Here is a 24,119-nt window from a genome sequence, read left to right as displayed (position 1 = left end):
TGGCCACCGTCCCGGCATCCCGTCCGAAGGTTCTCCCGTGCCTGCAGCCCCCGCCCCCGGGCCCCTCTCCGGGGCCACCACCGCACCCACGGCCGACGTGAGCCCCGCCGTGCTGCGCGTCGCCCTGCTCGGCTGCGGCGTCGTCGGCTCGCAGGTCGCCCAGACGCTGGTCCAGCACGCGGACGAGCTCGCCGCCCGGGCGGGGGCGCGCCTGGAGCTGGTGGGCATCGCCGTGCGCGACGCGAGCCGCCCGCGCGACGGCGTCGGCGGCGTCGTGCCCGCGGACCTGCTCACCGAGGACGCGGAGTCCCTCGTGGACGGCGCCGACCTCGTCATCGAGCTCATGGGCGGGATCGAGCCGGCCCGCGGGCTCATCCACCGGGCGATCGCGGCCGGCGCGAGCGTCGTCACGGCCAACAAGGCGCTGCTCGCGGCGCACGGCCCGGAGCTCTTCGAGGCCGCCGACGCGGCGGGCGTCGACCTGTCGTTCGAGGCGGCCGTCGCCGGCGCGATCCCGATCGTCCGCCCCGTGCGGGAGTCGCTCGCGGGCGACCACGTGCGCCGGGTGCTGGGCATCGTCAACGGCACGACCAACTACGTGCTCGACCAGATGACCACGCACGGGCTGGACCTCGAGGAGGCGCTCAAGGACGCGCAGTCGCTCGGCTACGCGGAGGCCGACCCGACCGCCGACGTCGAGGGGCACGACGCCGCGGCCAAGGCGGCGATCCTCGCGTCGCTCGCCTTCCACACCCGGGTCTCCCTGTCCCAGGTCGCGTGCGAGGGCATCACCGGCGTGACGGCGGCCGACGTCGCGGCCGCGCAGCAGACGGGGTACGTCGTGAAGCTGCTGGCCATCGCCGAGCAGACCGCCGAGGGCGTCTCGGCCCGCGTGCACCCGGCGCTCGTCCCCGCGGCGCACCCGCTCGCCGCCGTGCGCGGCGCCTTCAACGCGATCTTCGTCGAGGCCGACGACGCCGGCCCGCTGATGTTCTACGGCCAGGGCGCGGGCGGGCGGCCGACGTCGTCCGCGGTGCTCGGCGACCTCGTCTCCGCCGCGCGCGACCGGCTCGTCGGCGGCCACGGCCCCCGGGAGTCCGCCTACGCCTCGCTGCCCGTGCTGCCGCACGACGCCGCGGTGACGCGCTACCAGGTGCGTCTCGCCGTCGCGGACCGGCCCGGCGTGCTCGCGCAGGTGGCGCAGGTGCTCGCCGACCACGGCGTCTCCATCGACACCGTCCGGCAGGCGCCCGACGAGCCGTACGCCGTCGACGTCGCCGAGGGCACCGCCGCGCTCCTGCTCACGACGCACGCCGCGCGCGAGGCCTCGCTCGCCGCGACCGTCGAGGCGCTGCGCGGCATCGAGCCGGTGCACGAGATCACGTCCGTCCTGCGAGTCGAGGGAGCCTGACCTTGCCTACCGTCCAGCCTGCCCACCAGTGGCGCGGTGTCATCACCGAGTACGCCGACCGGCTGCCCGCCCACCTGAGCGAGCGCGTCGTGACGCTCGGCGAGGGCGGCACGCCGCTCGTGCCCGCACCGGCGCTGTCCGCGCGCACGGGCGCCGACGTGTACGTCAAGGTCGAGGGCATGAACCCCACCGGGTCGTTCAAGGACCGCGGCATGACGACGGCCATCTCGGCGGCTGCGGGCCGCGGCGCGAAGGCCGTGGTGTGCGCGTCGACGGGCAACACGTCCGCCTCCGCGGCGGCGTACGCCACCCGCGCGGGCATGACGTGCGCCGTGCTCGTGCCCGACGGCAAGATCGCGATGGGCAAGCTGAGCCAGGCGGTCGCGCACGGCGCGCGCCTGCTCCAGGTGGACGGCAACTTCGACGACTGCCTCGTCGCGGCGCGCAAGCTCGCCGAGGTCTACCCGGTCGAGCTGGTGAACTCCGTCAACCCGGACCGCATCGAGGGGCAGAAGACGGCGGCCTTCGAGATCGTCGACGCCCTCGGCGACGCCCCCGACATCCACTGCCTGCCCGTGGGCAACGCCGGCAACATCACGGCCTACTGGAAGGGCTACCGCGAGTACGCGGGGCTGGACGGCGGGGACGGGCTCCCGGCCGCCGCCACCCGCACCCCGCAGATGTGGGGCTTCCAGGCCGCGGGCGCCGCGCCGATCGTCAAGGGTCACCCCGTCGACCAGCCCGAGACGATCGCCACGGCGATCCGCATCGGCAACCCGGCGTCGTGGGAGCAGGCCGTGGACGCCCGCGACACGTCGAACGGCGTCATCGAGGCGGTCACCGACGAGCAGATCCTCGTGGCGCACCGCGTGCTGTCGGCGGAGGTCGGCGTCTTCGTGGAGCCGGCGTCGGCGTCCGGCGTCGCCGGCCTGCTCGCCCGCGCCGAGCGCGGGCTCGTCCCCGCCGGCGCGCGCATCGTCGTGACCGTCACCGGCCACGGCCTCAAGGACCCGCAGTGGGCGCTGCGCACGCCGGACGGCGGCGAGGTCGTGCCCACCCGCGTGAGCGCCGACGTCGTGTCCATCGCCGACGCGCTCGGCCTGGACTGAGACACCTCCGACCGGCCCCCGGAGAGGGGAACTCCATGCAGCTCGGCGCCGACCACGTGCTCGTCCGCGTCCCCGCCACCAGCGCCAACCTCGGACCGGGGTTCGACGCGATGGGGCTGGCCCTCGCGCTCCACGACGACCTGGAGGTCGAGCTCCTCGCGAGCGACGACGTCGTCGTCGAGGTCGAGGGCGAGGGCGCCGGGGAGGTGCCGTCGGGGGAGGACCACCTGGTGGTGCGCGCCCTGCGGCACACGCTGGAGCTCGCGGGCGCCCCGCGCACGGGCCTGCGCCTGCGGTGCGTCAACCGCATCCCGCACGCGCGCGGCCTCGGCTCGTCGTCGGCGGCCGTCGTCTCGGGCATCGTCGCGGCCCGGGCCCTGCTCGCCGACCCGCACGTGCTCGACGCGGCCGCGGTGCTGCGCATCGCCACCGAGTTCGAGGGCCACCCGGACAACGCCGCCCCCGCGATCCGCGGCGGCGCGACGCTCGCCTGGCAGTCCGGCGACGGGCCGCGCGCCGTGGACCTGGACGTCGACGAGCGCATCGAGGCCACGGTGCTGGTCCCGGACCACCGGCTGGCCACCAGCCGCGCCCGGGGCGTCCTCCCGGCCGAGGTGCCGCACGTCGACGCGGCGTTCACCGCCGGTCGTGCGGCGCTGCTCGTCGAGGCGCTCGCGCGGCGTCCCGAGCTGCTCCTCGACGCCACGGAGGACCGGCTGCACCAGGACTACCGCGCCGCCGTGATGGCGGGCTCGGCGGAGCTGCTGCGCGCCGTGCGGGCCGAGGGGCTCGCTGCCACGATCTCCGGCGCGGGGCCCACGGTCCTCGTGCTCACCTCGGGAGAGGGGACGGGCCGGCTCGACGCCCTCCTGGCCGACCTGGTCGACGACGTGGCGGGCTGGCGCGCGCTCCGCCCGGGGGTGGACACGGACGGCGCGGTGGCGCGGCGCGTGACCGCACGGGGCGGCGCTCCCGCAGGGTCCGACGGGTCTGGCGTGTCGGCCTCGGGGCGGGCACGAGGTGATATGCTGCGGTGAGCCTTCGGGATGACCGCGAGGGCACTCCCTCTTCCCGCACGACGCGCATGCGTGTCCGGTCAGAGCCTGGTGCCCCGGTGGTTGCGATGCGGTGCACGACCGCCGCGACAGTCCCGCGAGAAGGCGAAACACCAACCCCGCCAGCCGACGTCGTCGTACCACTGATGCGAGGTTCCACGCGTCTCGGTGCCTCCCGCGCCTGGACGGCAGCCACCCCGGCCCGTGACATCTGAGGGCCGCATTCGAGGGGGAAGGGTCCTTCGTGACGAACACCACCGACAGCCGGAACGGCTCCGCCGCATCCGGAAACCTGAGCTCGATGCGTCTGGCCGAGCTCCAGACGCTTGCCTCCGGCATGGGCGTCAAGGGCACGTCCCGGATGCGCAAGAGCGACCTGCAGGACGCGATCCGGGCCGCGCGCGGCCAGGGCGCGCGCACCGCCGGTGCCCCGGTCGCCGCGGCGACCGCCGTGGCGCCCACGGTCCGCAGCGACGCCCCGGCCCAGGCCCCGGCCGAGCAGACCATCTCTGGCGCGCCCGAGCGCGCCCCCCGCGCCGACGGGGCCGAGGCCCCGCGCCGCTCGCGCCGCGCCACCCGCACGGCGGGCTCCGCGGGCGAGGGCGAGGGCGCGCCGCAGCAGCGTGCCGCGGCGGACGCCCCCGCGCACCAGGCCCCCCGGGGCGGCCAGCAGCAGCGTGGCGAGCGCTCCGAGGGCGACCGTGAGGCGCGCCTCGCCGAGCTCGCCGAGGCCGTCGCCGCGCCCCGCGAGCGGGGCGGCCGTCGCTCCGGTGGCCAGAACACCGGCGGTCAGAACGGCGGCGGTCAGAGCGCCGGCGGCCAGGGCGCCGGTGACGGCGACGGTCAGCGATCCGGCCAGGGCCGCTCGAACGACGGCGGCTCCGGCCAGCAGCGCTCCGGCGCGCCGGGCGGTCAGGGAGCGCAGGGCGGGCAGCGCGAGGAGCGTCAGCGCCGCGACGAGGACGACGACCGGGGCGGCTCGCGCCGCCGTCGGGGTCGCGACCGCGGCCGCGACCGCAAGCGCAGCCGCAGCGGCGGCCGGGGCAACGCGCCCGACGTCGCCGGTCTCGAGGACGTCGAGGTGCGCGAGGACGACGTGCTGCTGCCCGTCGCCGGCGTGCTGGACATCCTGGACAACTACGCGTTCGTGCGCACGAGCGGCTACCTGCCGGGCGCAGGCGACGTCTACGTGTCGCTCAACCAGGTGAAGAAGGCCGGCCTGCGCCGCGGCGACGCGATCGTCGGCGCGATCCGCCAGCCCCGCGAGGGCGAGGAGCCGCCGGCGGGCAAGAACGTCCGCAGCAAGTTCAACGCCCTGGTGCGGCTGGACTCGGTCAACGGCATGTCGACCGACGAGGCCCGCCAGCGGCCGGAGTTCACCAAGCTGACGCCGCTGTACCCGCAGGAGCGCCTCCGCCTGGAGAACCCCGAGGCCACGCGCCTCACGCCCCGCGTGATCGACATCGTCGCCCCGATCGGCAAGGGCCAGCGCGGCCTCATCGTCGCGCCGCCCAAGGCCGGCAAGACGATCATCATGCAGCAGATCGCCAACGCGATCGCCGCGAACAACCCCGAGGTCCACCTCATGGTGGTGCTCGTGGACGAGCGGCCCGAAGAGGTCACCGACATGGAGCGGACGGTCAAGGGCGAGGTCATCGCCTCGACGTTCGACCGCCCGGCGTCGGACCACACGATCGTCGCGGAGCTCGCGATCGAGCGCGCCAAGCGCCTGGTCGAGCTCGGCCAGGACGTCGTCGTGCTGCTCGACTCGCTCACCCGCCTGTCGCGCGCCTACAACCTGGCGGCGCCGGCGTCGGGCCGCATCCTCTCCGGTGGTGTCGACGCCGCGGCGCTCTACCCGCCGAAGAAGTTCTTCGGCGCGGCGCGCAACATCGAGAACGGCGGCTCGCTGACCATCCTCGCCTCGGCGCTCGTGGAGACGGGCTCCAAGATGGACGAGGTGATCTTCGAGGAGTTCAAGGGCACGGGCAACATGGAGCTGCGCCTGTCCCGCAACCTCGCCGACAAGCGGATCTTCCCGGCCGTGGACGTCAACGCGTCCGGCACGCGCCGCGAGGAGATCCTCATGGCGAAGGACGAGCTCGGCATCGTCTACAAGCTGCGCCGCGTGCTCGGCGCGCTGGACCAGCAGCAGGCGGTCGAGCTCCTGCTCGGCCAGCTCAAGAAGTCCAAGACCAACGTCGAGTTCCTGCTGCACGTGCAGAAGACGACGCCGGCCGGGCTCTCGGACGAGAACCCGGGCGAGACGATCTGATCGTCCGGTCCGGGCCCCGCGGGGTCCGGACCGGGAATTTCCAGGGCGCGTCCGCGTTCTGGCACAATGGTTCGTCGGCCTTCCGGTTCACGGCCCGCTGTCCTGCGGGGCGACCCGGTGGCATCACACCTAGGAGCATCATGAAGTCCGGTATCCACCCCGAGTACGTCGTCACCGAGGTGTCCTGCACCTGCGGCAACACGTTCACGACGCACAGCACCGCGACCTCCGGCAAGATCAACGTCGAGGTCTGCAGCGCGTGCCACCCGTTCTACACGGGCAAGCAGAAGATCCTGGACACCGGTGGCCGCGTGGCCCGGTTCCAGGCTCGCTACGGCAAGAAGAAGTAGCGTCCCCGCAGCGCCGGTGGTCCGCCCGACAACCTCTCCAGGGGCAGTCGGACGTCGGACCACCGGCGCTGTTGCTTTGCCGAGGTAGTTCTCATCTCGACGAGGTAGTCCGCATCCCGGTGAGGTAGCTCCCCGTCGGGCCCGGTGCCACCTCGCGCCCGGACCGGGAGAACCGATGACCGACTCGTTCGCCGCCGCGCGGCCGCTGCTCGACGAGCACGCCGAGATCGAGCGAGAGCTGGCCGACCCGGCGGTGCACGCCGACGCCGGCCGCGCCCGCTCGCTCGGACGCCGCTACGCGGAGCTCAACCAGGTCGCCGCGGCGTACCGGGCGTGGGAGCAGGCTCGCGACGACGCCGAGGCCGCCGCCGAGCTCGCGGCCGAGGACGAGACGTTCGCCGCGGAGCTGCCCGACCTGCGCGCCGCCGCCGAGGGCGCCTCGGAGCGGCTGCGGCGGGTGCTCGTGCCCCGCGACCCCGACGACGCGCGCGACGTCATCCTCGAGATCAAGGCGGGGGAGGGCGGCGACGAGTCCGCGCTCTTCGCCGGCGACCTCCTGCGCATGTACCTGCGGTACGCCGAGCGGCGCGGCTGGGCCGCCCAGGTACTCGGCGCCACCGAGACCGAGCTCGGCGGCTACAAGGACGTGCAGGTCGCGATCAAGGCGCGAAGCGTGTCCGACCCGGCCGAGGGCGTCTGGGCGAGCCTCAAGTACGAGGGCGGCGTGCACCGCGTGCAGCGCGTGCCGGTCACCGAGTCGCAGGGCAGGATCCACACCTCGGCGGCGGGGGTGCTCGTGCTGCCCGAGGTGGACGACCCGGGCGAGGTGGACATCGACCAGAACGACCTGCGCATCGACGTGTACCGCTCGTCGGGACCGGGCGGGCAGTCGGTGAACACCACGGACTCGGCGGTGCGCATCACCCACGTGCCCACCGGGATCGTGGTCTCGATGCAGAACGAGAAGTCGCAGCTGCAGAACAAGGAGCAGGCGATGCGCGTGCTGCGGGCGCGGCTGCTCGCCGCGCAGCAGGAGGCGGCCGCGGCGGCCGCCGCCGACGTGCGGCGCTCCCAGGTGCGCACCGTGGACCGTTCCGAGCGCATCCGCACCTACAACTTCCCGGAGAACCGCATCGCGGACCACCGCACCGGGTACAAGGCGTACAACCTCGACCACGTGCTCGCGGGCGACCTCGACCCGGTGGTGCGCTCGGCCGTCGACGCCGACGAGGCGGCCCGGCTCGCGGCGGCGGGCTCCGGTGCCTGACACCGTGCCCGACCCAGTGACCGACCCAGTGACCGACGCAGTGCCCGACGCAGTGCCCGACGCGGTGCCCGCCACCGCCGGCGCGGCCGTGCGCTGGGCGACGACGCGGCTCGCCGCGGCCGAGGTACCGAGCCCGCGGGTGGACGCGGAGTCGCTGCTCGCGCACGCCCTCGGCGCGGACCGGGCGGAGACGCGGCGCCTCGCGGTGCTGGACCGGGACCTGCCCGACGGCGTCGCCGCCCGGTTCGCCGGCCACGTCGCGCGCCGCGCCGCCCGCGAGCCGCTGCAGCACCTCACCGGGGTGGCGCCGTTCCGCCACCTGGAGCTCGTCGTCGGGCCGGGGGTCTTCGTGCCCCGCCCGGAGACGGAGCAGGTGGCGCAGGCTGCGGTCGACGAGGCCGCGCGCGTGGTGGCGCTGCGCGGCTCGGCGGTCGTGGTCGACCTGTGCACCGGGTCCGGGGCGATCGCCCTGGCCGTCGCCACGGAGGTGCCGGGCGCCCGCGTGCACGCGGTCGAGCTCGACGCCGCGGCGCACGGCTGGGCGGCGCGCAACGTCGCGGCGGTCGGCGCCTCGACGCCGGCGGCCGTCGTCCACCTGGTCCGCGGCGACGCGCGCACGGCGCTGCGCGACCTCGACGGCACGGTCGACGTCGTGGTGTCCAACCCGCCGTACGTGCCGCCGGGCGCCGTGCCGCGGGACCCGGAGGTGGCCGAGCATGACCCGGCGGTCGCGCTCTACGGGCTGGGCGACGACGGCCTGGAGGTGCCCCGGGGCGTCACCGCGGCCGCGGCGCGGCTGCTCCGCCCCGGCGGGCTCTACGTCATGGAGCACGCGGAGGTCCAGGCGGAGGCCGCGCGGGCGATGGTCGCGGACGCCGGCGGGTTCGACGCCGCGCGCACCGCGGACGACCTCACCGGCCGCCCGCGCATGGTCGTCGCGCGGCGGGCGGCCGGGCGAACCGTGACAGACTGATCCCCGTGAGCAGCGTGCACGACGTCACCGATCCGAACACCTGGGGCCCGGCGATCGACGAGGCGGTGAACACGGTCTCGCGCGGCGGTCTCGTCGTGCTGCCGACCGACACCGTCTACGGCATCGGCGCCGACGCCTTCGACGGCGAGGCCGTCGCGGCCCTGCTCGCCGCCAAGGGCCGCGGCCGCCAGATGCCGCCGCCCGTGCTGGTGCCCGACGTGCGCACCCTCGACGGCCTGGCGACCGACGTCCCCGACGACGCACGCAAGCTGGTCGAGGCGTTCTGGCCCGGCGGGTTCACCATCATCCTGCAGGCGCAGCCCTCGCTGCAGTGGGACCTGGGGGAGACGCACGGCACCGTCGCGCTGCGCATGCCCGACCACCTGGCCGCGCTGGCGCTGCTGCGCCGCACGGGCCCGCTCGCGGTCTCGAGCGCCAACGTGTCCGGCAGCCCGGCGGCGCTCGACGTCGAGGACGCGCGCGCCCAGCTCGGCGACTCCGTGACCATCTACCTCGACGGCGGCGACGCGCCCGGCGGCGTGGCGTCGACGATCGTCGACGCCACCGGGGAGCACCTGCGCGTCGTGCGGCAGGGGGCGATCACGCTCGAGGAGCTGAACGAGGTCGCGCCCGTCCGCGGCGCCGACGAGCCGGACGACACCGCCGGGTCCACCGAGTCCACCGGGTCCACCGGGTCCACCGGGTCCACCGAGTCCACCGGGTCCGCCGACGAGGCCGATGCCGCTCCCGAGGCGGGACCGGCCACACCGACGGCCGGCGGGACGCCCGAGGACGAGCCCGCGACCGCGCCCGCCGAGGAGTCCGCCGGGTGAGGGCGTATCTGCTCCTGATGCTCGTCTCGGCGGCGGTCACGTACCTCGCCACGCCGGGCGCGCGCTGGGTCGCGCGGCGGACGGGCGCGATCTCCGCCGTGCGGGCGCGCGACGTGCACCTGCGGCCCACGCCGCGGCTCGGCGGCCTGGCCATGCTGCTCGGCATCATCGTCGCGGTCGTGCTGGCCTCGCGGATGCCGTTCCTCGCCGGCGTGTACGAGAGCGGGCCCCAGGTGTGGGGCATCGTGGGCGGCGCGACGATCGTCTGCCTGCTGGGCTGGGCCGACGACGTGTGGGACCTCGACTGGATGACCAAGCTGGCCGGCCAGGCGCTCGCCGCGGGCTTCATGGCGTGGCAGCAGGTGCAGCTCACGTCGCTGCCGACGCCGGACGGCCTGGTGATCACGTCGTCGCGGCTCTCGCTGTTCGCGACCGTGCTGGTCGTCGTGGTGGCGATGAACGCCGTGAACTTCGTCGACGGGCTGGACGGACTGGCCGCGGGGGTCATCGCCATCGGCGGCTCCGCGTTCCTGCTCTACACGTACGGCCTGACGCAGCAGGCGACGCCGACGGACTACTCCAACCTCGCGACCCTCATGATGGCCGTGCTGGTGGGGGCGTGCCTCGGCTTCCTGCCGCACAACTTCTTCCCGTCGCACATCTTCATGGGCGACTCGGGATCGATGGTGCTCGGGCTCGTGTTCGCGGGCGCCGCGATCACGATCACGGGGAACATCGACCCCGTGTCGACGGGCGACGCGCTCTCGGGGGCGCAGCGGGTGCCGCTGTTCATCCCGCTGCTGCTGCCGGTCGCGGTGGTGCTGCTGCCGCTGCTCGACATGGGCATGGCGGTGGTGCGGCGCCTCGCCGCCGGCAAGTCGCCGTTCCACCCCGACCGCATGCACCTGCACCACCGCATGCTGGCGCTGGGGCACTCCCACCGCCGTGCCGTGCTCATCCTCTACGTGTGGTCCGCCGTGTTCTCGTTCGGCGCCGCCGCGCTGGTGCGGTGGGACTGGCGGGCCGTGCTCGCCGGGCTCGGGGTCGCCGTGGTCGTCGCGCTGCTGCTCACCCTCGGCCCGCTGCGCACCCGCGGCCGCTTCCTCGACGACGACGTCGCCACCGGCAGCCACCCGACGGTCGCCCCGGCGCAGGGGCACCCGGCGCCGGCGTCCGCCACGTCCTCGAGCTCATCCTCCTCGACCTCCGCCCCGGCCGCGCCGGCCCCGCCCACCCTGACGACGCACGAAGGACGCCCGCGATGACGACGCCCGACACCCCCGGCACCCACCCGACGCCCGAGGCGGCAGAGGACGACTCCACCCGCGCGGAGCGTGCCGTGCTGCGGACGGCGCTGCGGGACACGTTCATCCTCGTCGGCGCCCTGGTGGTGCTCGGCGGCGGGATCGGCCTCCTGGTCGCGGGCCTGCCCGGCCTGTGGGGCGCCCTGGTGGGCGCGGCGATCGCGGCGTTCTTCTGCGCGACGACGATCTGGTCGATGATGCGCACCGTCGGCTCGAGCCCGACGCGCATGGCGGCGTTCGTCATGGGCGCGTGGGTGGCCAAGATCGTGGTCCTGATCGTGGTCCTCGCCCTGCTCCAGGGCGCCACGTTCTACGCGCCCTGGGTGCTGATCGCGGTGCTCGCGGTCGGCGCGATCGGGTCCGCCCTGCTCGACTACCGCGCGGTGAACAGCGGCCGCGTGCCCTACGTGCAGCCGTGAAGGCGCCCGCTCTGACCAGGGTGCTTGCGCCAGGCGACGATCCGTCGCCGGGGGCAACATCGTGCGCTTCTTCACAAGCCGCGGGATCTGGCCGGAAATTCTCCTCCAGGGTGTCGGAGCACCTGTGAACATCCGGTAGGCTGTTCGCGAATCCATGACGGCCAGGTCCGATGGCGTGCCCTCCCAGGAGTGGAACGTCCCCGGCCCGTACGACCTCCGGGAGACCCTCCTGTCTACGCCAGCGATCCCCCTGCTGCTCGCCGCCGAAGGTGACGGCGAGTTCCACGCGCCGACGGTCGCGGACTTCTTCCCGCCGGCCATCTTCTTCGAGGGCACGCCCTTCGAGTTCAACCGGATCATGCTGGTGCGCTTCATCGCCGCCGCCGTCCTGCTGCTGGTCTTCTGCCTCGCGGCCCGCCGTGCGCGGCTGGTGCCCGGCCGGTTCCAGAACGTCATCGAGATGATCCTCGACTTCGTCCGCAACTCGATCGCCATCGAGGTGCTGGGCGAGAAGAACGGCCGCAAGTACTTCCCGTTGCTGGCCACGCTCTTCTGCACGGTCCTGGTCATGAACATCACCGGTGTGGTGCCGTTCCTCAACATCGCCGGCACCTCGGTCATCGGCCTGCCGATCGTGCTGGCCCTGTGGACCTACGTGATGTACCTCGGCGCCGGCATCAAGGCGCACGGCGTCGGCGGGTTCCTCAAGAACTCGCTGCTGCCGCCCGGCGTGCCGGCACCGCTGTACCTGCTGCTCGTGCCGATCGAGTTCCTCCAGGTCTTCATCCTGCGGCCCGCGACGCTCGCCATCCGACTCATGGCCAACATGGTCGCGGGGCACCTCATGCTCGCGATCTGCTTCGCCGCGACGTCCTTCTTCCTGTTCGACGCCTCGGGCGGGATGAAGCTGTTCAGCGCGGGCACGTTCGTGGCCGGCTCGGCGTTCTTCTTCTTCGAGGTCTTCGTGGCGGCCCTGCAGGCCTACGTGTTCGCGATCCTCACCGCCGTCTACCTCAACCTTTCCGTCGAGGCGGAGCACTGACCGTCTCGCGGTTGCCGGCCTGAGCCGGACCAGACCTACAACTGCACCCCACAAAGAGACGCCTGGCCACCGTGGCCCGGCGCCCAACGGAAGGAAACCCAGTGGACGTCACCACCCTCGCCGAGGTCACCGGAAACATCGGCACCGTCGGTTACGGCCTCGCGGCGGTCGGCCCGGGCATCGGCCTCGGCATCCTCATCGGCAAGACGATCGAGGGCATGGCTCGCCAGCCCGAGGTCTCCAGCCAGCTCCGTACCACCATGTTCATCGGTGTCGCCTTCGTCGAGGTGCTCGCGCTCCTCGGCCTGGTGGCCGGCTTCATCGTCCCGTGATGATGACTTCCCCCCTGAACACCGACACGGACGTCCTCGCCGCCGAGGAGACGACGACCAACATCCTGCTGCCGCACACGTATGACATCGTGTGGTCGCTGGTCATCGTCGTCATCGTCGGGCTCGTCTTCTACAAGTACGTCCTGCCCAAGTTCCAGGCCGTGCTGGACGAGCGCACCGCGAAGATCGAGGGCGGCATCGCCAAGGCGGAGAAGGCGCAGGAGGAGGCCGCGGAGGCGCTGAAGGAGTACCACCAGCAGCTCGCCGAGGCCCGTGCCGACGCCGCGAAGACCCGCGAGGAGGCGCGCGCCGAGGGCACCGCCATCATCGCGGAGCTGCGCTCGAAGGGCCAGGAGGAGGCGTCGCGCATCGTCGAGACGGCGCACCGCCAGATCGAGGCCGAGCGTCAGACGGCGGCGGTCTCGCTGCGCACCGAGGTCGGCGCGCTGGCCACGGAGCTGGCGTCCAAGATCGTCGGCGAGTCGCTGCAGGACTCGGCACGCCAGTCGCGCGTCGTCGACCGTTTCCTCGACGAGCTCGAGGCCGGCGACGACTCCCGCGCCGCGCAGCCTGCTTCGGCCGGCAGCTCGGCCGGCAAGGAGAGCTGATGCGGGGCACCAGCGGAGCATCCCTCGACGCGGCGCAGGAGCGGTTCGAGCCCGTGCTGCGGTCGGCCGGTGCCGGCGCGCAGGAGCTCGGCGAGCAGCTGTTCGCCGTCGTCGGGGCGCTCGACGGGTCCGGCCCGCTGCGCCGCTCGCTGGCCGACCCGTCGCGCAGCCCGGAGGACCGGGCTGCCCTCGCCGGCCGCGTGCTGGCGGGCGGCTTCGACGAGCGGGTCGTGGACCTCGTCACCGGGCTGGCGCGGTCGCGCTGGGCCGGCGACAAGGACCTCGCCGACGCCGTGGAGCGTCTCGGGCTCGACGCCCTGCTGGCGTCCGCCGAGGCGCGCGGCACGCTCGAGACCGTCGAGGACGAGCTCTTCCGGCTGACCCGGGCGCTCGTCGGCCAGCGCGAGGCGCGCCAGGTGCTGTCGGACGTCTCGACAGACCCGCAGCGCCGGGCACAGCTCGTCGACACCCTGCTCACGGGCAAGGTGGACGGCGTCACGCTGGCCCTCGCCCGCCGGGCCACGACCTCGCTGCGCGGCCGTCGCTTCGTGGCGACGCTGCTGTGGTACGGCGAGATCGCGGCCGAGCGCCGTCGTCGGCTCGTGGCCACGGTCACCAGCGGCTCCGTCCTCAGCCAGTCCCAGCAGGACCGGCTCGCCGGGCTGCTCGAGCGCGCCTACGGGCGTGCGGTGCAGCTCAACGTCACGGTCGACCCGGCCGTGATCGGGGGCCTGCGCATCCAGGTCGGCGCCGATGTCGTCGACTCCACCGTGCTGTCCCGCCTGGCCGACGCCCGTCGCCGGCTGGCCGGCTGAACCCTTCCAGGCCCAGCGCCGGCCCCCGGTCGGCTACGCAGAACGTGAGGCCGCGCGAGTCGCGGCCACGACAGGAGAGAGCAATGGCTGAGCTGACGATCAGGCCGGAGGAGATCCGCGCCGCTCTGGACAGCTTCGTGAAGTCGTACGAGCCCGAGGGCGCGGTCAGCGAGGAGGTCGGTCGCGTCACCGTCGCCGCCGACGGCATCGCCTACGTCGAGGGTCTCCCCGGCGCGATGGCGAACGAGCTGCTGCGGTTCGAGGACGGCACGCTCGGCCTCGCGCTGAACCTGGACGTCCGGGAGATCGGCGTCGTCGTCCTCGGTGAGTTCACCGGCATCGAGGAGGGGCAGGAGGTCCGCCGCACCGGCGAGGTCCTGTCCGTCCCCGTGGGCGAGGGCTACCTCGGTCGCGTCGTGGACCCGCTGGGCAACCCGATCGACGGTCTGGGCGACGTCGAGAGCGAGGGCCGCCGCGCCCTCGAGCTCCAGGCGCCCGGCGTCATGCAGCGCAAGTCGGTGCACGAGCCGCTGCAGACCGGCATGAAGGCGATCGACTCGATGATCCCGATCGGCCGCGGTCAGCGCCAGCTGATCATCGGCGACCGGCAGACCGGCAAGACGGCGATCGCGATCGACACGATCATCAACCAGAAGGCCAACTGGGAGTCGGGCGACCCGAGCAAGCAGGTGCGCTGCATCTACGTCGCCGTCGGCCAGAAGGGCTCGACGATCGCCTCCGTGCGCGGCGCCCTCGAGGAGGCCGGCGCGCTCGAGTACACGACGATCGTCGCCGCCCCGGCGTCCGACCCGGCGGGCTTCAAGTACATCGCCCCGTACACCGGCTCGGCCATCGGCCAGCACTGGATGTACCAGGGCAAGCACGTGCTGATCATCTTCGACGACCTGTCGAAGCAGGCCGAGGCCTACCGCGCCGTGTCGCTGCTGCTGCGCCGTCCGCCGGGCCGCGAGGCGTACCCCGGTGACGTCTTCTACCTGCACTCCCGTCTGCTCGAGCGTTGCGCGAAGCTCTCGGACGAGCTGGGCGCGGGCTCGATGACCGGTCTGCCGATCATCGAGACGAAGGCGAACGACGTCTCGGCGTACATCCCGACCAACGTCATCTCCATCACCGACGGCCAGATCTTCCTGCAGTCGGACCTCTTCAACGCCGACCAGCGCCCGGCGGTCGACGTCGGCATCTCCGTCTCCCGAGTCGGTGGCGACGCGCAGATCAAGGCGATGAAGAAGGTCTCCGGCACGCTGAAGCTCGAGCTGGCGCAGTACCGGTCGCTCGAGGCGTTCGCGATGTTCGCGTCCGACCTCGACGCCGCGTCGCGCGGTCAGCTCGCCCGCGGTGCGGTGCTCATGGAGCTGCTCAAGCAGCCGCAGTACACGCCGTACCCGGTCGAGGAGCAGGTCGCGTCCGTGTGGGCCGGCACCAAGGGCCGCCTGGACGACGTCCCCGTCGAGGACGTCAAGCGGTTCGAGTCCGAGATGCTCGACCACCTGCGCCGGAAGACCGAGGTGCTCAGCACCATCGCGTCGACGGGCAAGCTCGAGCAGGACACCGAGGACGCGCTGTCCGCGGCGGTCGAGGAGGTCCGGAACGGCTTCCTCAAGGCCGACGGCACCCCGCTCGTCGGTGGCGACACCGAGGGCGACGCCGCGGACGTCGAGCAGGAGCAGCTCGTCGTGCAGAAGAAGGCCTGAGCATGGCCGGTGGAGCCCAGCGGATCTACAAGCAGCGCATCAAGTCGACGCAGTCGCTGAAGAAGATGTTCCGCGCGCAGGAGCTGATCGCGGCGTCCCGCATCGGCAAGGCGCGGGCGCGCACGGCCTCGGCGGCGCCGTACGAGCGGGCCATCACCCGCGCGGTGTCCGCCGTCGCCACGCACACGTCGACCAAGCACCCGCTCACGAGCGAGCGGCACGACACCGACCGCGTCGCGGTCCTCGTGATCGCGTCGGACCGCGGCATGGCCGGCGCCTACTCGGCGTCGATCATCCGTGAGACGGAGCGGCTCGTCGCGCAGCTCCAGGGCGAGGGCAAGAAGGTCGACCTCTACGCGACCGGCCGTCGCGCCGTCTCGTACTACCACTACCGCGGGCGCCAGCTCGCGGGGCAGTGGTCGTACGGCTCGGACAGCCCGGACTCGGACGTCGCCGGCGAGATCGCCGAGACGCTGCTCGGGGCGTTCCTCGCCCCGGCGGACGAGGGCGGGGTCTCGGAGCTGCACGTCGTGTACACGCAGTTCGTCAACATGGTCACCCAGCGGCCGCGCGTCGTGCGGATGCTCCCGCTCGAGGTCGTCGAGGGCGTGTCCGCGCCCGGCGAGCACGAGGTGTTCCCGCTGTACGACTTCGAGCCGTCGCCGGAGAGCGTCCTCGACGCGCTCCTGCCGCGGTACGTCCGCAGCCGCATCTTCAGCTTCATGCTCGACGCCGCGGCGTCCGAGCTGGCCGCGCGCCAGCGGGCGATGCACACGGCGACGGACAACGCCGAGGACCTGATCCGCACCTACACGCGCCTGGCGAACCAGGCCCGCCAGGCGGACATCACCCAGGAGATCAGCGAGATCGTCTCGGGTGCCGACGCCCTCGCGGCATCATGACCCTGATGACGCGGACGACCCTGACACCCGGAACGACCCCTTCGAAGCGAGGCAAGCAATGACCGCCACCACCGTGGAAGCCCCGGTCGAGCACCAGAGCGGACCCGGCGTGGGCCGTGTCGCGCGCGTGATCGGCCCCGTCGTCGACATCGAGTTCCCCGAGGACGCGATCCCCGACATCTACAACGCGCTGACGGTCGACATCGACCTGTCGACGCAGGGCGAGGGCGAGAAGTCCTTCACCCTCATGCTCGAGGTCGCCCAGCACCTGGGTGACTCGCTGGTCCGCGCCATCGCGCTCAAGCCGACCGACGGCCTGGTCCGTGGCGCCGTCGTCACCGACACCGGCGCGCCGATCAGCGTGCCCGTCGGCGACGTCACCAAGGGCAAGGTCTTCAACGTGACCGGCGACGTGCTGAACGCCAAGCCGGGCGAGAAGATCGAGATCAACGAGCGCTGGTCCATCCACCGCAAGCCGCCGGCCTTCGACCAGCTCGAGTCGAAGACGCAGATGTTCGAGACCGGCATCAAGTCGATCGACCTGCTCACCCCGTACGTCCAGGGTGGCAAGATCGGCCTCTTCGGCGGTGCGGGCGTCGGCAAGACGGTCCTCATCCAGGAGATGATCCAGCGCGTCGCCCAGGACCACGGCGGTGTGTCCGTGTTCGCCGGCGTCGGCGAGCGCACCCGTGAGGGCAACGACCTCATCGCGGAGATGGAGGAGGCCGGCGTCTTCGACAAGACCGCGCTGGTCTTCGGCCAGATGGACGAGCCGCCGGGCACGCGCCTGCGCGTCGCCCTGTCCGCGCTGACGATGGCGGAGTACTTCCGCGACGTGCGCAAGCAGGACGTGCTGCTGTTCATCGACAACATCTTCCGGTTCACGCAGGCCGGTTCCGAGGTGTCGACGCTGCTCGGCCGCATGCCGTCCGCGGTGGGCTACCAGCCGAACCTGGCCGACGAGATGGGCGTCCTGCAGGAGCGCATCACGTCGACGCGCGGTCACTCGATCACCTCGCTGCAGGCGATCTACGTGCCGGCGGACGACTACACCGACCCGGCGCCGGCGACGACGTTCGCCCACCTCGACGCGACGACGGAGCTCTCCCGCGAGATCGCGTCGAAGGGTCTGTACCCGGCGATCGACCCGCTGACCTCGACGTCCCGCATCCTCGACCCGCGCTACGTGGGCCAGGAGCACTACGACGTGGCCACCCAGGTGAAGTCGATCCTGCAGCGCAACAAGGAGCTGCAGGACATCATCGCGATCCTCGGTGTGGACGAGCTCTCGGAGGAGGACAAGACGGTCGTCGCGCGTGCGCGTCGCATCCAGCAGTTCCTCTCCCAGAACACCTACATGGCGAAGAAGTTCACCGGCGTGGAGGGTTCCACCGTGCCGCTGAGCGAGACCATCGAGGCGTTCAAGAAGATCGCCGAGGGCGAGTTCGACCACATCGCCGAGCAGGCGTTCTACAACATCGGCGGCCTCGAGATGCTCGAGGAGAACTGGGCCCGTATCCAGAAGGAGTACGGGGCCTGACGGTCTCGTCTCCGCCGCGTCGTCCCGCCGGGAGGCACGCCCTCCCGGCGGGACGACGTGACCGTCGCACGACCCCCCGCACGATGGGAAAGAGGACTTGGCAATGGCAGAGCTGAACGTGGACCTCGTCGCGGCCGACCGCAAGGTCTGGTCGGGCGCGGCGCGCGAGGTCAGTGCCCCGTCCGTCGACGGCCAGGTCGGCATCCTCGCCGGCCACGCCCCGCTCCTCGCGGTGCTCCGCCCGGGCACCGTCCGGGTGTCGACGGCCCAGGGCACGGCGGTCGAGGCGCAGGTCACCGGCGGGTTCGTCTCCGTCGACGGGAACCTCGTCACGATCGTCGTCGACGAGGTGTCGGAGCTGTCCGGCCGCGAGCCGGCGCTCCGCTGAGGCAGGTGCCGGTGGCGTACGTCGTCTGGGTCGCGGTCGCGCTCGTCGTCGCGCTCGGGCTGGTGCTCGCCGCCGGTGCCTCCCGCCTGCGGACCCTCTCCCGGAGGGTCGGCTCCTTCCCCTGCCACGCCCGGCCCGCGGACGACCCGCAGGCCGCGTGGATGGTGGGGATCGCCCACTACGCCGTGGGCCGCATCGACTGGTGGCGGGGCTGGTCGCTGGCCCCGCGCCCCGCGCGCGTCTGGCAGCGCGACGGCCTCACGATCACCGGCCGGGCCCCGCTCGACCAGGCCGGCCAGGCCGACCAGGTCCTGGTGCGGTGCCGCTACGACGGCACGGACTTCGAGCTGCTGATGTCGTCCGGCGCGTACGCCGGCCTCGCCTCCTGGCTCGAGTCCGCGCCCCCGGGGCGGCGCGACCTCGTCCTCTAGGGTTCTGGAGGGCGGCTCCCGCCCCACCCGACCGCCACGAACGAAGAGGGGGACCGTGCGTCTCGTCGTCGCACGCTGCTCGGCCCGGTACACCGGCCGGCTCACCGCACACCTGCCGCTGGCCACGCGGCTGATCGTCGTCAAGGCGGACGGCAGCGTCCTCTTGCACTCCGACGGCGGCTCGTACAAGCCCCTCAACTGGATGAGCCCGCCCTGCGCGACGGGGGTCTCCGACCCGGACGACGAGGCGCGGGAGCGCGGCGTGACCCAGGTCTGGACGGTGCAGCACCAGAAGTCGGACGACCGGCTGGAGATCGAGCTGCACGAGGTGGAGCACGACTCCGCCCACGACCTCGGCGTGGACCCCGGCCTGGTGAAGGACGGCGTCGAGGCGCACCTGCAGGAGCTGCTGGCCGCGCAGATCCACCGGCTGGGCACGGGCCACACGCTGGTGCGGCGCGAGTACATGACCGCGATCGGGCCGGTGGACATCCTCGCCCGCGACGCGTCCGGCGCGACGGTCGCGGTGGAGCTCAAGCGCCGCGGCGACATCGACGGCGTCGAGCAGCTCACGCGCTACCTCGAGCTGCTCAACCGCGACCCGCTGCTGGCGCCCGTGCGCGGCATCTTCGCCGCCCAGGAGATCAAGCCCCAGGCACGCGTGCTGGCGACGGACCGGGGGATCGAGTGCCTGGTCCTCGACTACGACGCCATGCGCGGGGTCGACGACGTCGACTCCCGGCTCTTCTAGGCAGTTTGTGAGCGAACTTTCGTTATTCTCGCTCGGTGCGGCAGGATGAGCGGCATGAGTGCTGGCACCTCCCCGTCCCTGACGTCCGGCGAGATCGTCGCGCTGCGCGGGTGCGTCGTGACCCCGCAGGACCTGATCGAGGACTGCGTCGTGGTCGTCGCCGACGGCCTCGTCCGGTGGGTCGGCCCGCTCGTCGCCGCCGAGCACGCCGACCCCGCGGTGGCCGAGGCCGTGGCGCGGGCCGCCGAGCCCGAGCCCGGGACCGTGCTGCTGCCGGGGCTCGTCGACCTGCACGACCACGGCGGCGGCGGGGTCGGCTTCCCCGACGCGACGAGCGCGGACGAGGCGATGGTCGCGGTGCTGGAGCACCGCCGGCACGGCACGACCACGATGCTCGCGTCGCTCGTCACGGCCGACCGCGAGACCCTCCTGGCCCGCGCGGCCATGCTGGCCGAACTCGCCGAGGCCGGCGAGATCGCGGGCATCCACGCGGAGGGCCCCTTCCTGTCCCACGCGCGCCGCGGGGCGCAGAGCCCGGACGACCTCGTGCCCGGCGACATCGCCCTGGTCCGCGACCTCGTCGAGTCCGCGCGCGGGCACCTGCGGACGATGACGGTGGCCCCCGAGGTCGACGGCGTGGCCGGGCCGGACGGCGTCGCCGCGGCGCTCGTCGCGGCGGGCGTGGTGCCGTCGCTCGGGCACACGGACGCCACCACAGAGCAGGCCGAGGCGCTCGTCGCCGAGGTCGCCGCCGGCCTGGCCGCGCACGCGGCGGAGGGCGAGGCGCCCGCGCGCGAGATGACCGCGACCCATCTGTTCAACGGGATGCGGCCGCTGCACCACCGTGCGCCCGGCCCCGTCGCCGCGTGCCTGGCCGCCGCCGCCCGCGGCGACCTCGTGGTCGAGCTCGTCGCCGACGGCGTGCACCTGGCGCCGGCCACGGTCCGCACCGTGCTGGAGACGGTCGGGGCCGACCAGGTCGCCCTGGTCACGGACGCGATGGCGGCGGCGGGGATGCCCGACGGCTCCTACCAGCTCGGGCCGATGGCCGTCACGGTGCGCGACGGCGTCGCGCGCCTCACCGATCCCGCCGACCCCGAGGGGGGCTCCATCGCCGGGGGCACGGCGCACCTCGTCGACGTCGTGCGCGCCACCGTCGCCGCGGGGGTGCCGCTGGTGGACGCCGTGCGCTCCGCGTCCTGGGTTCCGGCCCGCGTGCTCGGGCGCGCCGACGTGGGCGGGCTGGTGGTCGGCCGGCGCGCCGACGTCGTGGAGACCGACGGCGACCTGCGCGTGCGCCGCGTGTTCCGCGCCGGGGCTCCCGTCGCCTGACGGCGCCGGTCAGCCGGACCTTCCGTCGTCGACGAACGTCGTCCCCGCGAGCCTCGTGCCCGCCACGACGCGGACGCGGACGTCCACCACGGCCCGGTTCCCGAGGATGTCCGGGTCCACCGGCGCCGCCACCGCGCGCCACGCGTACCGTGGCTCGACGTCCACGGGTCCGGCGCCCACGGCGTCCGACACCCGGGCGAGCGTCGTCCAGGGGTCGGCCGACCGCGCGGGGCGAGCCTCGACGACGACCGTCCGGGCGCCGTCGGGCCCGCCCGGTCCGGCGAGCTCGACGCGCACGGCGCGGACCCCGGACAGGTCGAGCAGGTCGTGCCGCACCCAGGCCTCGCCCGCACCGGGCGCGACGTCCACGCAGATCCCGGTCTCGCGGGTGCGGTCGCCGAGGACCGTGCCCGCGTCGGCGTGCGAGGCGTGCGCGGCGAGCCGGAGCCCGGCGGCACCGCGCGGTGCGGGCTCCGGGCCGGTGACGAGGAGGGCGGCGCGGAGCGGCAGGTCCGCGCTGGACGGCCCCGTGGCGAGCACGTACGTGCCCGGGCGCACCCCGAACGCCCCGACGTGCAGGTCGCCGTCCGGCTCGCGCCCGCCGGGCGCCGCCGCTCCCACGTCCCAGGTGGCGAGGCGGCGCAGGTCGACCGGGACCTCGACGTCGCGTCGCTCGCCGGGCGCCAGCCGGACGCGCGCGTGCCCGACGAGGAGGCGCCGCGGGGCACGGCCCGCGGCGTCCGCGGGCGGGAGTGCGTAGACCTGCGCCAGCTCCTCGGCGGGCCGGTCGCCCGTGTTGTGCAGGCCCACGCAGGCGGCCAGCGACGTGCCCGGACCGGGATCGCGGGCGCCCCAGGCAGGCGGCGCGGCCACCTCGTCCCGGTCCAGGGCGAGGCGCTCGTGGGCGACGGTGGTGTAGCTCAGCCCGTGCCCGAAGGCGAAGGCCGGCTCGCCGGTCGCGTACCGGTAGGTCGCGCCCGCCCGGGCGACGTCGTGGTCGTGCAGGTCGCCGGGCTGGTCCTCGGTGGCCGGCCACGCCTGCGCGAGCCGTCCGGCGGGCTCGGCGTCGCCGGACAGCACGTCGACCAGTCCGGGGCCGAGCTCCTGGCCGCCGTGCGACGTCCACACGACGGCCGCGGCGTCCCGCGCGGCGTCGCCCAGCACGTAGGGATAGCTCGACACCACGACCAGGGCCGTGCGCGGGTTCGCCTCGTGGGCGGCGCGCCACAGCTCCTCGGCGGCGCGGGGCAGCCGCAGGTGCGGCCGGTCCTCGGTCTCGCGGCCGGCGACGTGCGGGTCGTTGCCGACGACGACGAGCACGGCGTCGGCGTCGGCCGCCGCACGCGCGACCTCCGCCTCGCCGGAGCGCACCGTGCGCAGGGCGAACCGCTCGGCCTCGTCGGGGGTCGCCGCCTCCGCGACGAGCATCCCGGAGCCCTGCTGCACCCGGAGCCACCGGCCGCTGCCGACGTGCTGCAGCGACCACGTGCCGTCGCGGTGGTGGTGAAGCCGGAACGTCTCCTGCGCGACCCAGCCGCCCACCCGCGGCGCGTCGGCGGTGACGATCCACGCGGCGCCGGTCAGGAGGCGGCCGCTGCCCACGGAGCGCAGGGTCAGGACGCCGTCGCCCCAGTCGGTGACGTCCAGGTGGGTGTCGGGCGCCGCGGCGCTCCGGGCGTCGGCCACCACGGAGGCCGCGTCCGCCGTCACGCGCAGGTACCGGCCCGTGGAGGTGGAGCGCAGGGCGACGAGGTCGGCACCGTCGACGACGGTGACGTCGGCGCCCGGGTACCGGGTGGCGACGGCGTCGGCCACGGAGGTCTCGTAGGGCGGCGTGCCGGAGTACCAGTCCGTGAGGACGCCGTCGGCGAGGGGGCCGACGACGGCGAGCCGCCGGGGGGAGCGCAGGGGGAGGAGCCCGTCGTTGCGCAGCAGCACGACGGAGCGGGCCACCGCCTCCCGGGCGAGCGCCCGGTGCGCCGGGAGGTCGATCGCGTCCGCGCCGATGGCGCGGTAGGGGTCGGCGTCGCCGTCGAGCTCGCCGGTGCGGATGCGGAGCTCGAGCAGGCGCAGGACGGCGCGGTCGACGTCCGCGTCGTCGAGGAGGCCGCGGTCGAGGGCGGCGGTGAGCCGCGCGACCGTGGGCGCCGCGTCGGCGTCGTGGTCGGTGAACGAGTCGACCCCGGCGCGCACGGCGGCGGCGTGCGACGTGGCGTGGTCGGCGAAGTACCGCTCGCCCACCACGAGGTTGGTGGGCGCGCCGGCGTCGGACACCACGGCGAGGGAGGCGTCGGTCCAGGAGCGCAGCTCGTCGAGCAGCTCGCGGGCGACGTGGTTGGGGCGGCCGTTGACGAGGTTGTACGACGGCATGACGGCGCCCACCACGCCGGCCTCGACGGGCCCGCGGTAGGCGGGGAGCTCCCACTCGTGCAGCACGTGCAGGGGGAGGGAGGCGCTCAGCACCGCCCGGTCGGCCTCGATGCCGTAGGCGAGGAAGTGCTTGAGGGTGGGCACCGTCTTCCAGACCCGCGGGTGCTCGCCGCGCAGGCCGCGGGCGTACGCGGCGGCGAGCCGCGCGGTGAGGTGCGGGTCCTCCGACCAGCCCTCCTCGGTGCGCCCCCAGGCGGGGTGTCGCAGCGGGTTCACGAGCGGCGCCCACACGTTGAGGCTGACCGACGGGTCGGCGGCGTGCTTGGCGCGCACCTCGGTCGCGACGGCGTCGCCCACGCGGCGCAGGAGGTCGTCGTCCCAGGTGGCGGCGAGCCCGACGGGCTGCGGGAAGACCGTCGCGGTGCCGAGCCATGCCACGCCGTGCAGGGCCTCGGTGCCCGTGCGGAACGCCGGCAGCCCGAGGCGGTCGACGGCGGGCGTGACCTGGTGCAGCATCGCGAGCCGCTCGGCGCGGCCGAGGCGGGACAGCAGGTCCGCGGCGCGCTCGGCCGGCGGGAGCTCGGGGTCGAGGTAGCGGGGGGTGGTGGTGTCCTGCTCGTACCGGGGCACGGGGGCTCCTCTCGTCGTCGGGATCGAGCCGCCGGGACGTGGGGGAACCGTCGACATGGATTTCGAAACGGTTCGACGCCGCCCTCCCGGTGGGGGCGACGTCCGGGCAGCGAGAATACGTGACCCCGGACGCACGTCAAGGGCAGGCGCGGCGCGTGCCGGCCGACTCTGCGCCGGGATCCGGCGCACAGCGGGCGTCCCGACCCGCGGCGAGGGTATTGCCAGGTCACGCGCTGGTGGATACGCTCCCACGTCGAAGCGCTTCGACTA

22 protein-coding genes are annotated in these 24,119 nt (G+C 74.0%); 21 read left to right on the top strand and 1 reads right to left on the bottom strand.

Translation table 11 applies throughout. The features are described from left to right. The first annotated feature begins 97 nt into the window (after positions 1 to 97). The 21 genes from ACQFYA_RS15285 to ACQFYA_RS15185 all read left to right on the top strand — a co-directional run bounded on the left by ACQFYA_RS15285 (position 98) and on the right by ACQFYA_RS15185 (position 20,849). Positions 98 to 1,411 (top strand): homoserine dehydrogenase, encoded by a 1,314-nt coding sequence (locus tag ACQFYA_RS15285; protein WP_499127556.1) that lies wholly within the window; start codon positions 98 to 100, stop codon positions 1,409 to 1,411. Between the two features lie 2 nt (positions 1,412 to 1,413). Further along, positions 1,414 to 2,520: a threonine synthase gene (thrC, locus tag ACQFYA_RS15280; RefSeq protein WP_499125585.1), complete on the top strand. Its 1,107-nt coding sequence runs from the start codon at positions 1,414 to 1,416 to the stop codon at positions 2,518 to 2,520. Between the two features lie 35 nt (positions 2,521 to 2,555). Then, on the top strand, positions 2,556 to 3,557 hold the full coding sequence (thrB, locus tag ACQFYA_RS15275; RefSeq protein ID WP_499125583.1) for a homoserine kinase: 1,002 nt from the start codon (positions 2,556 to 2,558) through the stop codon (positions 3,555 to 3,557). A gap of 262 nt (positions 3,558 to 3,819) precedes the next feature. After that, a complete protein-coding gene (gene rho, locus ACQFYA_RS15270) occupies positions 3,820 to 5,850 on the top strand; it encodes a transcription termination factor Rho (protein ID WP_499125581.1) in 2,031 nt (676 codons plus the stop codon). A gap of 140 nt (positions 5,851 to 5,990) precedes the next feature. After that, positions 5,991 to 6,200, top strand: coding sequence for a 50S ribosomal protein L31 (gene rpmE / locus ACQFYA_RS15265; protein WP_380325151.1), 210 nt, complete (start codon positions 5,991 to 5,993; stop codon positions 6,198 to 6,200). Positions 6,201 to 6,375: 175 nt separating this feature from the next. Further along, entirely contained in the window at positions 6,376 to 7,467 is a 1,092-nt protein-coding gene (gene prfA / locus ACQFYA_RS15260; RefSeq protein ID WP_499125579.1) for a peptide chain release factor 1, read from the top strand. Between the two features lie 88 nt (positions 7,468 to 7,555). Continuing rightward, complete coding sequence (gene prmC, locus ACQFYA_RS15255; RefSeq protein ID WP_499127554.1) at positions 7,556 to 8,440, top strand: peptide chain release factor N(5)-glutamine methyltransferase; 885 nt, start codon at positions 7,556 to 7,558, stop codon at positions 8,438 to 8,440. 5 nt (positions 8,441 to 8,445) lie between these two features. Next, positions 8,446 to 9,273: an L-threonylcarbamoyladenylate synthase gene (locus tag ACQFYA_RS15250; RefSeq protein WP_499125577.1), complete on the top strand. Its 828-nt coding sequence runs from the start codon at positions 8,446 to 8,448 to the stop codon at positions 9,271 to 9,273. Beyond that, entirely contained in the window at positions 9,270 to 10,538 is a 1,269-nt protein-coding gene (locus ACQFYA_RS15245; RefSeq protein ID WP_499125575.1) for a glycosyltransferase family 4 protein, read from the top strand. The genes ACQFYA_RS15250 and ACQFYA_RS15245 overlap by 4 nt, the downstream gene beginning before the upstream one ends. Continuing rightward, positions 10,535 to 10,996, top strand: coding sequence for a Cg1360 family ATP-synthase-associated protein (locus ACQFYA_RS15240; protein ID WP_499125574.1), 462 nt, complete (start codon positions 10,535 to 10,537; stop codon positions 10,994 to 10,996). The genes ACQFYA_RS15245 and ACQFYA_RS15240 overlap by 4 nt, the downstream gene beginning before the upstream one ends. 154 nt (positions 10,997 to 11,150) lie before the next feature. Then, the gene (atpB, locus tag ACQFYA_RS15235; RefSeq protein ID WP_499125573.1) at positions 11,151 to 12,038 is read left to right on the top strand and encodes a F0F1 ATP synthase subunit A; all 888 of its coding nucleotides are present in this window, start codon (positions 11,151 to 11,153) and stop codon (positions 12,036 to 12,038) included. Between the two features lie 101 nt (positions 12,039 to 12,139). Next, complete coding sequence (locus ACQFYA_RS15230) at positions 12,140 to 12,370, top strand: ATP synthase F0 subunit C (protein WP_344244801.1); 231 nt, start codon at positions 12,140 to 12,142, stop codon at positions 12,368 to 12,370. 2 nt (positions 12,371 to 12,372) lie between these two features. Next, positions 12,373 to 12,978 (top strand): F0F1 ATP synthase subunit B, encoded by a 606-nt coding sequence (locus ACQFYA_RS15225; protein ID WP_499127552.1) that lies wholly within the window; start codon positions 12,373 to 12,375, stop codon positions 12,976 to 12,978. Further along, positions 12,978 to 13,793 carry a F0F1 ATP synthase subunit delta gene (locus ACQFYA_RS15220; protein WP_499125572.1) on the top strand — a complete coding sequence of 272 codons (816 nt, stop codon included), beginning with the start codon at positions 12,978 to 12,980 and terminating at the stop codon, positions 13,791 to 13,793. The genes ACQFYA_RS15225 and ACQFYA_RS15220 overlap by 1 nt, the downstream gene beginning before the upstream one ends. Before the next feature lie 83 nt (positions 13,794 to 13,876). Beyond that, positions 13,877 to 15,505 carry a F0F1 ATP synthase subunit alpha gene (atpA, locus tag ACQFYA_RS15215; protein ID WP_499125571.1) on the top strand — a complete coding sequence of 543 codons (1,629 nt, stop codon included), beginning with the start codon at positions 13,877 to 13,879 and terminating at the stop codon, positions 15,503 to 15,505. 2 nt (positions 15,506 to 15,507) lie between these two features. Next, positions 15,508 to 16,407 (top strand): F0F1 ATP synthase subunit gamma, encoded by a 900-nt coding sequence (locus ACQFYA_RS15210; RefSeq protein ID WP_499125570.1) that lies wholly within the window; start codon positions 15,508 to 15,510, stop codon positions 16,405 to 16,407. Positions 16,408 to 16,465: 58 nt separating this feature from the next. Continuing rightward, positions 16,466 to 17,947, top strand: coding sequence for a F0F1 ATP synthase subunit beta (gene atpD / locus ACQFYA_RS15205; protein ID WP_499125569.1), 1,482 nt, complete (start codon positions 16,466 to 16,468; stop codon positions 17,945 to 17,947). A gap of 103 nt (positions 17,948 to 18,050) precedes the next feature. After that, positions 18,051 to 18,335 carry a F0F1 ATP synthase subunit epsilon gene (locus ACQFYA_RS15200; RefSeq protein ID WP_499125567.1) on the top strand — a complete coding sequence of 95 codons (285 nt, stop codon included), beginning with the start codon at positions 18,051 to 18,053 and terminating at the stop codon, positions 18,333 to 18,335. Positions 18,336 to 18,346: 11 nt separating this feature from the next. Continuing rightward, entirely contained in the window at positions 18,347 to 18,766 is a 420-nt protein-coding gene (locus ACQFYA_RS15195) for a DUF2550 domain-containing protein (protein WP_499125565.1), read from the top strand. Between the two features lie 55 nt (positions 18,767 to 18,821). Beyond that, positions 18,822 to 19,517 carry an endonuclease NucS gene (nucS, locus tag ACQFYA_RS15190; protein ID WP_499125564.1) on the top strand — a complete coding sequence of 232 codons (696 nt, stop codon included), beginning with the start codon at positions 18,822 to 18,824 and terminating at the stop codon, positions 19,515 to 19,517. Positions 19,518 to 19,571: 54 nt separating this feature from the next. Then, complete coding sequence (locus ACQFYA_RS15185; RefSeq protein ID WP_499125562.1) at positions 19,572 to 20,849, top strand: N-acetylglucosamine-6-phosphate deacetylase; 1,278 nt, start codon at positions 19,572 to 19,574, stop codon at positions 20,847 to 20,849. A 9-nt stretch (positions 20,850 to 20,858) separates the two neighbouring features. On the opposite strand, the gene ACQFYA_RS15180 is transcribed toward ACQFYA_RS15185, so the two are convergent. Continuing rightward, positions 20,859 to 23,906, bottom strand: coding sequence for a glycoside hydrolase family 3 C-terminal domain-containing protein (locus ACQFYA_RS15180; protein WP_499125560.1), 3,048 nt, complete (start codon positions 23,904 to 23,906; stop codon positions 20,859 to 20,861). Between the last annotated feature and the right edge of the window lie 213 nt (positions 23,907 to 24,119).

It is taken from the genome of Promicromonospora sp. Marseille-Q5078 (assembly GCF_050315395.1).
Classification (GTDB): Bacteria; Actinomycetota; Actinomycetes; order Actinomycetales; family Cellulomonadaceae; genus Isoptericola.
The sequence above is the reverse complement of the archived record's forward strand: the minus strand, read 5'-3'. Positions and strand labels throughout refer to the sequence as shown.